Origin of the sequence: Desulfuromonas sp. CSMB_57, from assembly GCF_020194955.2 — a bacterium.
Classification (GTDB): Bacteria; Desulfobacterota; Desulfuromonadia; order Desulfuromonadales; family Syntrophotaleaceae; genus JAFCIY02.
Genome location: NZ_JAFCIY020000061.1, coordinates 1 through 15217, shown reverse-complemented (window position 1 = coordinate 15217; position 15217 = coordinate 1). Strand labels below are relative to the sequence as shown.

Here is a 15217-nt window from a genome sequence, read left to right as displayed (position 1 = left end):
CGATCATCGGCATCCCTCCTTTCCTCAAGGAGGAATACCACGGTTCCGGGGTGGTACACTTTTCATTACCGTTTTTGGGCCATTATTGCATTACCAGTGACATCCATATTGACTTCCGTCACCAAATACTGCGTCGTCCTTCCCAATGCGTCGTTTACGGGGCTCAATCCCTTCAACCTTTCGGCTTACAGCCTATCTGTTGAGTGCCAGGACATCGATAACAGTTTTAAGTGCCACGACATCGCTGACACTCAGCGGATTTATCGCAGTTTGTAATCAAATTCCTCGACCTGGGCTTTGTCCAGGAAGAGTTTCAACTTTTGTTCTTTGACATCGATAGTAGCCACCACGTACGCGAGCATCGTCTCAGGTGGAGCCGGAAAGCGCTCGCCGAAGATATCCAGCTTCAGGTCGCTGCGAATGAGTCGCACGACATGATATTTTCCGACCTCCGGCTTTCCCAGTGGATGTTGGGGCGCTTCCTCTTTCGTTGGAAACCTCAGCTTGACATTTGATGCTGCCAAGGCCTTCAGCGGGGTACCGCCTTTGAGCTTGCTGTAACGATACCTGCTGTTATGGCGCTGTTCGAACGCAAGAGATCCGGTTTTCAGTTCCTCGATAGACGCCATGACAACTTTGCCGAGGAACCTTTGCTGATAGCGGTCGTTGAAGTTTTCGACCATCCCGTTTCTCCAGGGCTCGGCCATGGGAATAAACCATGGCTCGACCCCGTTATGCAGGCAGAGTCTGATCAGTGGCCCCATTGCCCGGGGGTGTCTCAGGCTGCCGAAGAAGGACATGGTATTGTCAATCTGGACGCGATCTGGGATGCCGATTCGCTTCCATGCGGCCCAGAACCCGTCCAAGACATTCTGCGCTGCCATGGAGAGTGATGGTTGCAAGCCACACCGGACCGTTGCTGTATCCACGATATTCAGGCTGTAGAAACGGATCGGCCCCTTCAGGTAGCACGGTCCGACAAAGTCGGCTTGATGCGTCTGATTCGGAAACTGTTCCGGAAGAGCAGGATAAAGCGTCCCCTTGGGCTCATAACGACCAGTTCTTCGGTGAGTCAATTCATTTCTGGCGAGGATACGGTTGATTGTTCGGATCGATGGTAGGGGATTGACCCCCAGGTCTTCGATCTCCCACAAAATCGCCTGAGCTCCACAAAACAGATTCTGGTTATAGAGATTGAGGCGAACCATCTTGACGATCTCCTCGATCTCAGAAGGGGTGCGATTTGAGGTTAAAAAAGGACGGCGCGAATGATCCTCAAACCATAAGGGATTGTCTACGCTAAACCTCTTAACCCATTTGTACAGCCAGAACCTGGATTTGCCGAGCGATGTGCAGATGGACTCGGGGCTCTCGCCAGCGATGTAACGCTGGACAGCAAGTGCCCGGAGTCGCTTGATCCCCTCTTCCATGAACACCTCCGAAATGAATTTGGTGTTCACAGAATGACGTAGTGGCTATTCGATTGGCAGAGAACTTTGTTATCGATGTGCTGGCACATTTTTTTGTTATCGATGTGGTGGCACTCAACACCTATCTGCTTGCTGTCCTACGCTTAAAGCAGGGTGTTACCACCATGCCTCCAAGGACTCGCTACCCGGTGGCTGGCCAGCCTTCCGGGGCGGGCATCCCACCCGCTGGATTATGCGACCTTGCCCGGCCGCACACTTGGTCCGACCCCAGAAGCGGACGGGCCAGAAAAACCTCCGAATTGCATTATTTCATGGGCGTCCCACCCACGCAATGGTTGTTTTTCCTTAAATTTCAACTAGTTATTTTGGTCCGACTCCAGAATAACCTCCCTTCAACGGGTTAGATTGGTCCGACCCCGTACAATATGTACAGCTACCTCCAACATAGCGTCAACAAGTCGTTTGATATCTAAGACACTTCGGCCCTTCAGCCGGACACCAACCTCCAAAGCAACCTCAAGGGATGATGCCAGCATGTTGGCGGACCCAATGTAGGCTTGGGTGTCATCCCCGAGAACGAACTTCGCGTGGAAGGTCTCGAAAGGGAGTCTGCGTCCTTCGTGACGAATGTAGTAGTCAAACATCCTCACTTGCAAACGGTCCAACTCACCTGCAATGCCGGCCAGTGCCGCTTTGGCAGAGTGGTAATCGCGAAGTATCAGTATTCGTTCCACAGTCTTGCCCTCGGTCAATCTGAACATGCTGACAATCCATTCAGCCCCCATCCTGTCAATAAAAGGCGTGACAATGACAAGCCGAAACCTCGCTTCGCGGGCAATCCTGATGAATACCGATTCTGTGGCCCCCAGCTTTGCGCAGTACGGTCCCTGCTCAGGCAACACCTCGCAAAGTTTGCTTGGCTCTTCAGGTAATGTCAGGACGACCTGGACTTCATCCTTATCCTTGTGAACCCGCTGGAAATTTGCTGCTCCAGCCAGCTGTACAGCAAGATTTATCATCTCTTGCTCTCCAGCAGACGAGTTCCACAGACCTGAGCCAACTTCGGTCACGATTCCCACTGTTGCCATGGCGCGAAGTATCTGAGGGATACGCACTTTTTCATGGGCGCCTAAGCCTGCAGTTCTTTCTACAAATTCCGAAGTTACAGCGTCATGCCCAGATTTCGCCATCACCCGCACGACTCTCTCTGCGGTTGCGGGAAACGACCATATCAACTCGAAGAATTTCTGAGTGGCTTCGTTCTTCATGCTGTTGTCAACGAAAAAAAGCCTACCATGTCGCTCTTGTCACGAGACCATCGAGGTGCCGGCCCGTTCTTCAGGGCGCTCCGGGAAAGGAGCTGGTTCGCTGCAATGCAGGTTGTTTCTGGAAGCATTATGCAACCGGGGCATGCTCCGCCTCGGTGGTCACAAAGGGAGCCGGAACTGCATTGCAGCTTGTTCACGGATAGCATCTGCTCCAGCACGGTAACGTTGAAATTGCGCCACATCGAGGAGAGGTTCCCGAGGTCCGGCGTCATACCGCTCCTGTAAACGATAAATGCCAAATCGGCCGGGAAGAGATATTCACCGAAGGAGCCTTGCTCAAGGCCGGAATATTCCGAAATAGTAACGATAAACTGGTGTGCCATCGTGTGCAGTAGCATATAGGCCATGTTGCAGATAGTTCGCGCCACATCGGAGTTCTGGTTCTTGTATAGCTCCAGAAACGGCCCAAAGTCCGAGTAGCTTTCTATGTATCTTGCGCCGAATCTCATGCCGTTCGCCAGCGGGGGATTCATGGGTAAATGGTTTGCAGCCAGCCACTGAATTACCATGGCCTCATCCAGCTGGACATAAAATGCCTCGTTCTTCTGGTGCAGCACATAAATAGGCCGTTGGCTCATTCTCACCGGTTCGAACGAACGCAGGCATACGGGCATGACAAGCCCCTTTTGCTCGGTAGTGGGGCTTGCGGACACCCTCGTGTATCCATACGAATATTGAACCAGGTCGAGTTCCCGCAGCATGAGCAGTCTATTTATCCCCAGCTTGCCGAGAACGTTCCGCAGGTTCTTCTGATATTCCTCTTTGACCTCCTGCTGACCGGTGCCCTCGGGAGCAACGTCGGGCGGAGGGTTCATCAAATCGACGGTCATCTTTCGTAGTCCACCCGAAATCACGAGCTGCTTCTTCTCCAGGAGCGAATGCTCAATCCCGAGACGAATTGGGTCGTACTTGCGTGCGTAATCCTGGCGCGCCATTACTTGGGCGGTGAGTTCGCCTGGAATGGATATGGTTCGTTCCAGCCAGCCCTTTTGCCTCCAGTCCTCGACCATGTTGTCGAGTTGCTGTTGCAGAACAACCGCGGCATCAGGGGGCATTGATGCCTTTGCTGCTTTCATACCGGCATAAGCAACGGATGCACCGCCTTGCCCGACACCCTCCAGGGCCGCCTTGATTTGGTCGTCAGACACAGGCTGCTGTGGATAGTTGTAGATACTGAGGAGTTCCCCGGCAAGCTCAACATGTTTGGTCGGATGCAACAATTCGAATATGGATGTGTCGGGATATGGGATGAACCTGTCGGTCTGGACATAATAGAGTGAAGACGCTCTGTATGAAACGGGCAGCATCAGCATTTCCTTCGGCTGATGCACCGTGCCTTGCTGAATCTGTTGCTCCAGCAACTCTTTTGTCTTCGGGTCGCGTCTGGTCATTTCCTGTGTTGACGGACACCCCTCCTTGCTGCATTTGAAGTACCAATCCGAGAACAAACCGGTGGTTGACTTGACCAGATAAAACTCTTTATTGCCGCACTGGCAAGGCCTCTCCGGGAACAAAGGCTCATAATTGCCGCTCCAGTGCGCAAAAACAACATCAAGCTGTCCCCAACGGTGCCTGCCATCCTCCGGAGATTTCTTGCAGTCGGTCCGGTTTTCCTGTTCAACATGGTTTCTCGCATAATCGTCGACGTCAGTGTAGCGGTGAAGAAGGCCGCATTTCCCGCAGATAAAATTGAGGGGGTCCGGGTAATATCCGATTTGCGTAGGTTCAAGCAAGATAAACTGATTGATATCGAAGAGTGGCTGTTTCCGGTGGTCCAGAAAGGCAGACCGTTCCAAGACTTGGTCCGCATAAATCGGCGGCCCCGAGGCCGCACGGCCCTGGCAATCCATGCCGGCATCAAACCAGTTGATAATAATTTCCCTCATCTGTTCTTCTATCTGCTGGGTCACTACCGTCGCGATATTTGATTCATACCTGGTAGTCAGGACAGGAACGGATAGGAAACATCCTCTACCGCCCTCAAACGTAAACAGCGACCCCGGAGCATAGCTTGTGGCCAGCTGCACTTTTGAACGATTGATTACCGGACCCTTTTCGGACATGGCTATGCGTCTCCTTCGCTGTCCATCTCAGAAAAAACAGCAGTCTGTTTCCGTACGTTTTTTGTTGCGATAAGCATCGCATCTTCGATTTTTGGCGTCCTCAGTATCCCTCTCCCTACCCGCTCAGGCAGGTACTTGCTTGCCATGATAACCCCCGCTTCATCGATATCGCGCAGGGATGTCATTGGCTTTTTCGCGACACGGGAGCCGGTCCAGAATTTGTCGAGGTCCGTCAAGGTATCGGGGCGGTCGTCGAACTCGGTCACCAGTCTATGAATCTCGTTGAGTATCGAGCTCTCGTAATACTCCTGATTGTTCGGCTGGCCGATTGCGCTAAGTCCCCGACCTTTTACGCCGACGGCATTTACCACAAAACTTCCGGCATTTCTGAAAAATCCGTCGGTGGTCATAGCCTTTATGAGCTTCTTCACCTCATGAGTGTTGTCAATCGGTGAAATGGTCGTCTTGTCCGCAGCGCCCACAAAAAGCCTCTGCTCCTCACACCCAACCAACCATGCCTGGAAAAGGCTGGGAACGACTCTCTTGAGGGCATTGTCTGCCCACCGCTCAATTGCAGCAGGGGCAATCATCCGTTCAAGGAACCGGTGGAAAATGTCATGTACCTCGACTATGTACCGATCACGACGCCGTTGAGGAACGGGGACCAGGAGACTGAAACCAACGTGCGTCCGGCCGACCCGGGACGATGCCTGGATATACTCGGCGATGTCGGTTGGTATGCCGGCAAAGAACATGGCGTTGAACTTGTCGACGTCGACCCCGTGAGAAATAGCGGACGTGGCAACGATGTTCCTTAGAGAGTCTTTAAGCCCCTTCGGTTTTACCGTACCGCTTGCGACCCGCATTATGTTCTGGATGGCCTTGACGTCGACCCCACCTGAAATGAGGTCGGTCCTGATATGGAAGACTGGCAGCCCTGCGGCGATATGTAACTTTGGCGCCTCTCCTGACAGCGCGTCAATGACCTGGTCGCCACCCTTCTTGTTTGTAACATAGGTGAGAGATATCCTGAACAGGTCGAGGAGACTAAGGAGAGACTCGGCATCCGCGGTCATGGCGTCCAGCGCGGCAGCGTGGTGCATCTTGACCGGGCTGTCGGAGAGAGCATCTTTCAGCAGCGCCACTGCCGCAGCTGGGTCGTCCTGAATGAGCTGCCACAGCTTCGAAATCATCACATGGTAAGCGGCCAGCACGTTAACGGTGGTTACCGTGTGCAACCTGCCATTGGTCATAATGGAGACATAAACCCTCATCCATGGCGCATGCAGTTCGGCAATTCTTTCCCTTGTATCGGTCGGGGCGGTGTCAATGGATGTCTGCCGTGAAGGATTCGAAGCCTTCTCCGGATGCGCGTAGAAGCTCTCGTAGATGGAAGTTCCTGGATAGGGGAACTGCAGGTGCCTCCTCTGATACAATGCTTCAATCTGCTTGCCTGGCGTCGATATGGTGGCCGTTGCGGCTACAACCTTCGGCATCCGTGGTTTCCCGCCTTCACCCCGCACCACCCTTGTCCCAAGCAACGGAGAGATTCCGAGCAACAGTTGCTCAAAAGTGGTCTCGAAGAGGCCAGCGAATGTGCCAAGGCTCTCTTCAAGGAGATGAGCCTCATCCTGAATCATCAACGAGGGGAAGGGGTCATGGAACAGCTCGTCTCCATCTGCAAAGGCAGGTGCGACACGGGTCAGCGCATGGTTTTCGAGGGCTGTCTGTAATTCTCTACGCTTGCGGGGGCTGCTGAGCCGTCCATAGGAGTCGACAAACCGAGCCAAGCCCAGCATGCCGACGATTTTGCTGATGGTGGAATCGTGTTGCCCGATAAGAGCGAGCTTGTCGATGGTGCCCAGGATTATCGCTGGAGCGTGGGCGTAAATATCCTGGTCGGTGAGTAGGAACGGTAGCGGCGTGATGCCGCCGTTCATCTGGTTCCATTTGCAGTCGTCATGGAAGCACAATATCCCGACCCTGCTATCTCGGTCAGGATAGTATCTCAGGCCCGTCGGTCCCCTGTTGCAGTATGGACAAACCGGAACTTTGTTGAAGGCATCATTAGCGTGGTCGTAAGCAGCACGGTCGGCTGTTCCATCTGCGGGCATCCTTTCGCCGATTTTGAGAATGCCCTTGATTTCCTCCGGAGTGTTTCTATTGGGAGTATTCGCTTTCCCAACCCAGAAACCGATTTCGAACGGAGCTCCTTTTATTCCTTCCTCGTGTTTGACCTGTTCCGCGAATACAAGCAACGCAAAGAGGCGCTGGGCCTGCTGCAAGGTCAGGAGACGCAGCGGATACCTGATGAGAGCGGTCACGCCGCGGTGCTTTCCGCGTAAGCGGTCGAAGAACAGGTTAAATATCAGCAGGCCATAGAAGGCTTCCGATTTGCCGCCGCCGGTCGGGAAGTAAAGCAGCGAAGCCATTTCCTCGTCCAGTTCGCGGTCGTGCCATGGGCGGAATTCTACGATTCTGGAAGCAATCGTCGGTATATGGGCGATAATGAAGGCTTCCTGGAAAAGTCGCCACCCTTCGAATCCCTTATCTTGACCTGCTTTGAACATGGTCCTATTCAGGAGCACCCATGCCTGGTACGGGATAGCCTTTCTTGATGTGGGGTCTTTTTTGAAGGCCGCCTGAGATTCCTTGAGCAGGTCGATACCCCGGCGCACGAGAGAGCATTCTCGATCAAATGCCTTCAGCGCGTTCTTGTACTCCTCGGTTTCTTCGTGACGCTTAACCGGGTCGGGCTCATATTCGGCTGGATTCACCTTTTCCTGTTCGGCTATCCACTTGGCATATGCGTCAGTTATCCGGCACAGGGAGCTTATGTCGGTTTTGGTCTCACTCAGTTCCTGATATTTCCATGGTATCCCGGGAATCTCTCGAGGAGTGATTCGAGGAAGAATGTACTTTGGCAACCATGTTGTCGTGAGAACGACGTTGTCGGCATCCTCGCTTCCGACCTCAACTCCGCAATTAATGCCGAGAGCAGGATAAGTCATGAAGTTGCGGAAGCGAAAAGATGGCTGGATTCGCTCCAGACGCAAGCGTCTGTGAAAGGTCGTGGGTACGGTCACGACGACCTGCACCTGATGGATTGCAGCGTCGTGGCAGAAATACCTGTTCCGCGAAGGTGCATTGTTCTGGTTCTCGAAAGAAACCCTGACGTTGGTGACCGACGAATCGGAAAAGTTGGGGGTCTTGCTGCAAATCAGACGCAGATTGTTCAATGTCGGCAGCAACGTCGGGATATCCGGTAGAGTCTGCCTGACGGCCTGCAGAAAGGTGTCCCAGGCATCCTTGGTTGCGATTTGGGTAGGCGCAACCGGTTGTTCCCGATATGCCCACTGCTGTCCTTCAGGAGAGGAGACCCAAGTAGTCACTTTCTGCGAGACATCAGCCCACAGCTTGTCTGCAAAAGCCTGCAACAATTCTTCGATTTCGGTATCCGGTGCGGCAAGCGGTAAGGACAGCCTTTCGGAAGAAAGAGAGAACCTGCGCCATTTCTGCGGGATATCCGCCGGCTGAGCTAGATTGTCTGGAATAACGACGTCGCTGCCGGCCGATATCACATCATGGGGTCTTGCGCCCTCTTCGCCTGGGGCGGGTTCCTGCCCCTCGCTCCCTTCCTCCTGGTCGAGCTGCGAAATTCCATCCTGCCCTCTTACCGTAATGCCGAACTGGCGGTATATCTCCTCGCTTGCGATGACACGAAGGAGGCCCCGCATGCGACGCTGGTCTTCCGGTTTGTTCTGCTCCTCTGCCAAGAGGGCGGTTGTCCGGTCCCTGATGGCATCGCGAATCTGCCGCTGCACCGTTGAGCAAAGCTGAAAGGTCGGTTTCAGTCCGTACCGATCGATTTCCTCCCATGATGGGAGGACCCTGATGTAGACACTGAATGACACCTTAACTCCAAGTTCCCCGGCTGGGGGAGTGCGTACCTGTAAATCCATACCGATATTGCTGATATGGATATCGTTCGTTTCGTCATCAGCCCCGCTCTCGCTCATCGCAGGGAGGAGGAAACCGGACACGAACTTCCTGCTAGGCTTGTCCCCATACACGAATTCGCCATCCGCTCCCTGGCCGGATACAAATCGGTATGTCAAGTTGAGAAGGCTATCAGTTAAGGCTTCTTTCGCCTCGACAAAATCTTTTCCCTTAATGTTCCGGATGTTCATCATCATGCTCCTTGACGATGTGAGATACGGTAAATACGTTTCGGCAGGCGATATCAATCAAGGTCCGCAAGTCTCCCCTATCTCCATAAAAGAAATGCTCTACAGATGTCGGATCGAGGAGAAGTTTGTAAAAAACTCGGTTCCGATCAAGACCAGCGCGAATACGGACCTTTCGTGTGCTCTGTATGGCGGCAGCCCAGTACCAGTCAATTTCGCCATCTGATACCCCAAGGGCTTTCATAAACAACTTGAACACATTTCGAAGTCGGGGGGCGTGTGGCTTTACCAGCTCTCTGGGCACTTTAAGCAGTCCCTCAACATCAATCCACCTGACAATGTTGCCGACATTTTCGCCCTCGCCGATATCGGTCCTCAGTGCGTCACTTTTCATTCGCCGCTGGATTACTTCAGCCTTCTCTCTGAGCGACCATCCTCGGATGTCGCGCACTCTCTCCACAACCCTTGCATGGTATGCCCTCAGTGTTTCAGAGGCCATGGCGGTTATGTTGATTTTGTCAGATGCCGCATCGAGAAATTCAGGAGTGATGACGAAGAACCTGTCTCCTCCCTGGAGTTTCGAAACGGTCACTTTGGAAAATGGTTGGAGATCATTTTCTTCCTGGTATTGCAAAATATCAGATCCCTCATAAGCAGAGATGCTTGCGCCTTCTTCGGTCACGATGACAACCGGATGGCCTTGATAATGGCCGGGCTCCAATTCGCGAAGGTTGAATATGAGGGTGTTGGCTATCAATTTGACTTCGTCCAGCTCTCCGAGCAAGGACACCCGGCTGTCAGCAGTCCGCTGCAAAGCTTCACGCATTGCCGTCAAACGCGGTCTGATGATTTCAAGGCCCGGGACTTTCTCAAGGATGTCGATATAGCGCAATAGCGACAGAACGGTGCCGCCATCACACACGAACACCAGATTTGGCAGCATTGCATTCTGGGCAATCATTTTCGAGAGATACTTTTGTCGCGGCAAGATGAAATAGATGTTTTCAAATTTATAAGGGGACTCGTCGAAAGAGTCCACGGCTTCCCTGCCATCCAAAAGCACGAGTTTTGTAACACCATTCCCGTTCGGGGATGAGGCCCCCTTTCCGCAGTTGCTTTTCATCCATACGGCAAATTCTTTCATCTGCCTATTGGGAAATACCAAGGCGTGTTTGCCATGGTGGCTCTCCAGTAGGCTCTGGTAAAGTATATGAAGCCGGGATTGCAGAGGGGTACCATTCTTGAGACCCTCGATAATAGCTCTGCAGTTATTCAAGTACACATCAGCCTCTATCCGCTCTGCGCCGGCATCCCCTGCGTCTACGAGCGCCTTTGTTTTTATCCATTCTTCCAGAGGCTTTAGAGCAACAGTCCGGATATCTTGTCCGGATTGGTCGCAATATTCCTCCAAGAACAGCATGTAATCATCCAGCCCACCGGGCATGTTCACAACATTTCGAATAGCGTGGTTTAGCGTGTCAATTTGCTCCGCGAGTTCTTCGGAGCCAAGGTCTTTGACCTTGTTTCTGAGCTCCTGGCCCGCCACAAATACATCAACCATATCCTCGGCATAAGATGCCACCATGACCGATGGAACAGGGCTTTCAGCATTTACCATACGCTTATGGTCAAAAAAACCCTGTGTCACGTTCAAGAAGGAATACTTGGATACACTTCGCTTCCGCCGCCTTATTTCCTCATAATCAGCCAATAATTTAAAATGAAGTCGATTGAAAACAACAGGGTCTTCCGTGATTGCCAAGACTGGCGGCGCTCCCAGCTCTTTTTCAGAGAACACGCCGCCGACCCCATTAAGAAACTCCGTAACCTGTTTCTGCCAGTTTTTGCCGATGCGGCTGTACACGCTGTTCATATCCAAGAGCACGATATCCGGTCTGCGTGCGGCAAATAGGTCCCCTCGACACAGGTCATGTCTTTCACGAGAGATAGGGATGCCAAGCATGAAAAATGGCGCTGATTCGATTTGAAAGAGCCTGTGGTCGGAGAATGGCGAATATTGACAGATGTACTTTCGAGATCTCTGCAGGAAACCTTCTTCTGCTAAAGATTGGTTCTTTACCAGCCCGCTCTGAAAGACTGCTTGAGGGGTAATTTCGTACAGAGTGGGGTGGGTGAGTTCCGGGTGGTTTGGCAGGATGGAGCGATGTCCTCGAGTGTGAGTTACGTGCTTGTTATTAGGGTTCAGTTCACCTACACAGTTTAAAGCAATATGGAGTGCATACTCTACTCCATGCGGATTGTTCATACAATCGACTAAGTGCCTGTGGTTCCCTTTTACAATTTCGTTTCGGTCGCCCAGGAGGCGCTTTTGTACGATGCCCGTAGTTTGTTTCCATGGCCAGAAATAAGTACAGAACGGAAACAACTCTGGCCCGCTTTCCCCATTGGGGGCCATTACGATCTGCCGAAGCTCTGCCAGGGCATGGAGTATAGCAATATCTTCGACACGGGAAGGCCATGTCAGCACCACTGTGGACTCCGCCGTTTCCATGCAGAGACAAAACATCTCCAGCAGGCCGCGAGCGACACTATTCAGATGAATAACGCGATTAGGATCCCATATGTGTCTGAATGGAAAGGCTTCCAGCAGCTCGTAAGTGGTCATCGCTTAACCTGGCGGCTTCGCGGTAGCAATCTTCCACAAGGGCATCAAATTCTTCCTCGGAAAGATTGTTGCGAAGCTTGTTCTGGATGAGTATGGGGGGTGGAAACGGCATTTCCTTCATGAGTTTTACCGAGATGCTTACTGTGCCTGAAATCTGGCGATACCTGTTGTCAACCGGTCTGCTGTTAAGCAACCGGCACATCGTTTCACAATTGATATGCTGCTCAACGCTAGGAAGTGGATATACCACTATTGTATGGTTCTCGCTTATCAGGGAACCATATTCGTCAATCATGCTTTTCGGGATGTACCCGGCTATGAGTCGTTTCGCTTGTCGCCGGTTGGTAGTCCTTTGAAGAACGACCGCTGGTTGACTAATTAAAGATTCACTTGGGGCATCGAATTTCACGAATGTCATCAAATCTGGTTGCCCGTGAATCCTATGAGTCGAAAGTCTGCATGGCTCGTTTGACTTGACACAATGCGCCCATATGAGAGGGAATTCCTTTTCTCCGGGGCGTTTCTTTTCTCTACATCTTTCCTTTTGCCGGTTCCAGACGAAATACCCCGCCCTGGCGCCATACCCGTAATCAGCAAGGTTTGCATACACTCCTGAAAAGAAGTCACTCGTTGGAATATCAGGTGAAAACTCGGATGGCAGCACCCATGGACGGATTGAAGGTGTTGATGGGATATCGATGAATCCTAGATCCCGACAAGGCCCATCTTCATGGAGAAACCTGCAAGTTGCAGAGGTTACCGATTCCTGGCCATTCTTCTTTCTTAAGAAGAGTATGCATGCGTCCTGGAGGACATCTACAAAAAGGCCATCTCTCTTATCGATCAAGTCGATTGCCAAAACATGTGCATCAACAAGAATTGATTTTCGGAGATTTCGAAAGGAGGGGCCTGCAATAAAACTAGTGGGCACAACTAAGGCTATAAAACCTCCAGGCCTCACCCAGTCAATTGAAAGTCTAATGAACAACGCATACTTGTTGACATGCTTGTCAGTAAGTGAATCAGCGAATCTCTCGAGGATATAGCCCGGTGGGTTCAACATTCTGCCATAAGGAGGATTACTCACCACTGCATCGTACTCACCACTCCGTTCCCGCAAGCGCAGGGAATCCTCGTTCAAAATCAGCGCCGATAAATCCTTATTGAAAGTGGATAAACGCTTTGAAAGAAAATCATTGAAGATCAACACGGAAAGCCTTGCGAGATTGCCATCAAGCTCTATTCCAGAGAGATGCCGTGAGATGTGTAACCCGATTTCAGCATCGGTTTTTCCCTGGGCTCTCAGCTTTTCAATGAGGGAGGTCGAAAGTGGCGTCAGAAAGGCAGCCCCACCAGATGCAGGATCGAGTATTCTGGAGCGTGCGAGGTTGAGGCCGAGTTCTTCTGCACGACTTATGGTGTACCGAGCAATATGAGGGGGGGTAAAATATGCAGCCAAATCGCTCTTTTTCACTGTTGGAATCAGACTGGTGTAGATATTGCCTAGCCAATAGTATCGCTCCTCAATATCGGCGGATGCCATAAACTCCGGCAGTTGGCGATTGCCTGACAAGAGTTCTTCGCAAATCTCTAGCGGAGAACGCCCCTGATAAAGCTCCTCAGCGCACAAATGAATAAATTTATTGAAACCAATTTTTATAGGCTTAATGCTCATCTTTTCTAGATGCAGTCCCAACAGAAAGCAAGTGCCCGTGTTCTTGAACAGAGAGGGTTACCAATTCATCCTTAAAAGCCAAAAAACCGCCCGCGCCTTTCCGGCAAAGAGCGGTTTTCAAACACTTTTCGACCGATCTTCGATCAAAACCCTACCCTCCAAAAATCAATCATCAAAAACAGAATTTAATCCACATAAAAGTAACGCCTGCAGGGGGAGTGGGTCAAGGGTTCTAATGTGATAAAGGCGGTCCCGGGTCAGAAAATCTCTTGTCGGAAATCTTGACGGATGTTCCAGAGAGTCTGTTCGGAACATCCCCCAACCCGTAAGATGTGGTTCGCGGCGCTCACCACATCCTACCTTCTCATGGCAATGAAAGCTCATGCTTGAGCCTCCCAAAACGGCAGGGTTTGCCAGTTGCCAGGGAACCCCATAACTGCCGGATTGGCCTGCGGGTATTCATTCAGCAATTGCCTCAGTCGATTGACCCAGGATGTGCCGGGACTGCTGACCTTGAGCAGATAGCCAAGCATGATCAGGGTATTGTGGATATTGCGATCAGCCGCCGAATTGAAGTCGCGACGGAGTTTTTGGAGGCGCTGTGGCTGGCGCATGGTGAAGGTGAGGCGACGGTTCCAGAGGCGGCTGTGATGGGCCGCAAGATTGCGGACATGGGTGAGATGGTGCATTAACGAACCCAGGATTTTCTCGTCGAGGTCATAGATTGCGGCGATGGCCTGCCGGTCACGGCGATGTTTCAGGTTGTCGAACCATCTTGAAAGCTGACCAAAGGTCATGACCTCGCAGGCGGCCCAGATCGGCGGCATTTCCGGGTCGGAGTAGCGCCTGCGATAATGATCAATAAAGGTTTCGTTGCTGCGGGAAATCTCTTCGCGCAACCCCTTGAGACAACTCTGATATTTCTCTTGGTTAAAGAAAAGAACGGCGTCCAGGTGAGGATGACTGCCGTAGCGCATGGCCAGAACATGAGCAAATTGGGTGCGAAAGGAGACCTCGATCCGCTCGATGGCCTCGATGACCAGCAGTCTGAATTTGCGGTCGAAAAGATAGAGCGCCAACGCATCATCAAAGCAGGTGCCGGGGCGAAACCGATGTTCACCCTTTCCGCCGTTCTGTTCGAGGGGCAGCCAATAGGCGCGTAAGCGATAGTAGCTGATGTGGGCGAGATAACGGCAGGCGCGGGCATGGTCGGGGATGGACATACCGCGAGACACGAGCAGCTCAACCTGCGCTTCAACAGAAATAGGGGGCTTAGCGAATTTCATCACCAAGCCCCCCGAAAAAGTAACCCGCCGGGGTGCGCATGAAAACCGAAGTCCACAGAGGCGTAGCGGGTGTTGTTGCCAACACTATCACCCAGGACCACGATGCCATGCAAGCGAAAAATAGCAATTTTTATGAAATTTTTCATCCGGTCGGTGAACCGCTTCATTTCCGAAAGATGCCGGATTCCCCAAGTTTGGATAGATCCATCGGCGAGGTATTGAAAAATTTCGCCGCCGTCGAACGCAGCAGCATCTTTTCGTACGCTTCTTCCGGCAGATTCATCCGGCTGACTTCGGCGAACTTTTTCAGCACCTCCGGCTTGTCCTTTTCCAGCACGCATTCGAGGCGACGCAACAGGGTAAAGGGGAGAATAATACGGCCGTACTGGCTCTGTTTGAAATCACCGCGCAGCAGGTCGGCAACCGACCAGAGAAATGCCGCGGTCTGAGTGAAACTGGGGGTCATAAATCAAATATCCTTCTTTAGTTTCTCATTCTCGTACTCGTTCTCGTACTCGTTCTCGTTTTCGGATTTATTCCCGTTCCCGTACTTGTACTCGTACTCGATCCCCTGCTGTATGCATCAAGTTCATTTTCGAACATTTTTTAACCCCGAGTACGA

The 15217-nt window shown here is 51.9% G+C and carries 8 protein-coding genes and 1 pseudogene; 1 reads left to right on the top strand and 8 read right to left on the bottom strand.

What is annotated here, in order from left to right; all coding sequences use genetic code 11:
- A partial coding sequence (locus tag JQN68_RS13790; protein WP_249621253.1) for a hypothetical protein occupies nucleotides 1-203 on the top strand: 203 nt, incomplete at its 5' end.
- Nucleotides 204-260: 57 nt separating this feature from the next.
- On the opposite strand, the gene JQN68_RS13785 is transcribed toward JQN68_RS13790, so the two are convergent.
- The 8 genes and pseudogenes from JQN68_RS13785 to JQN68_RS13750 all read right to left on the bottom strand — a co-directional run.
- Nucleotides 261-1430, bottom strand: a complete 1170-nt coding sequence (locus JQN68_RS13785; protein WP_225072570.1) for a helix-turn-helix domain-containing protein — start codon at nucleotides 1428-1430, stop codon at nucleotides 261-263.
- A gap of 392 nt (nucleotides 1431-1822) precedes the next feature.
- The gene (locus JQN68_RS13780; RefSeq protein WP_225072569.1) at nucleotides 1823-2698 is read right to left on the bottom strand and encodes a phospholipase D-like domain-containing protein; all 876 of its coding nucleotides are present in this window, start codon (nucleotides 2696-2698) and stop codon (nucleotides 1823-1825) included.
- Complete coding sequence (locus JQN68_RS13775; RefSeq protein WP_225072568.1) at nucleotides 2695-4821, bottom strand: DUF8724 domain-containing protein; 2127 nt, start codon at nucleotides 4819-4821, stop codon at nucleotides 2695-2697. The genes JQN68_RS13780 and JQN68_RS13775 overlap by 4 nt, the downstream gene beginning before the upstream one ends.
- A 2-nt stretch (nucleotides 4822-4823) precedes the next feature.
- Nucleotides 4824-9017 carry a DEAD/DEAH box helicase family protein gene (locus JQN68_RS13770; RefSeq protein ID WP_225072567.1) on the bottom strand — a complete coding sequence of 1398 codons (4194 nt, stop codon included), beginning with the start codon at nucleotides 9015-9017 and terminating at the stop codon, nucleotides 4824-4826.
- The gene (locus JQN68_RS13765) at nucleotides 8992-11634 is read right to left on the bottom strand and encodes a hypothetical protein (protein ID WP_225072566.1); all 2643 of its coding nucleotides are present in this window, start codon (nucleotides 11632-11634) and stop codon (nucleotides 8992-8994) included. The genes JQN68_RS13770 and JQN68_RS13765 overlap by 26 nt, the downstream gene beginning before the upstream one ends.
- Nucleotides 11579-13309, bottom strand: coding sequence for an HsdM family class I SAM-dependent methyltransferase (locus JQN68_RS13760; protein WP_225072565.1), 1731 nt, complete (start codon nucleotides 13307-13309; stop codon nucleotides 11579-11581). The genes JQN68_RS13765 and JQN68_RS13760 overlap by 56 nt, the downstream gene beginning before the upstream one ends.
- A gap of 380 nt (nucleotides 13310-13689) precedes the next feature.
- A complete protein-coding gene (locus JQN68_RS13755; protein ID WP_249621252.1) occupies nucleotides 13690-14595 on the bottom strand; it encodes an Abi family protein in 906 nt (301 codons plus the stop codon).
- A 175-nt stretch (nucleotides 14596-14770) separates the two neighbouring features.
- Nucleotides 14771-15061, bottom strand: a pseudogene (locus JQN68_RS13750) (type I restriction-modification system subunit M N-terminal domain-containing protein); the annotation flags it as partial.
- Between the last annotated feature and the right edge of the window lie 156 nt (nucleotides 15062-15217).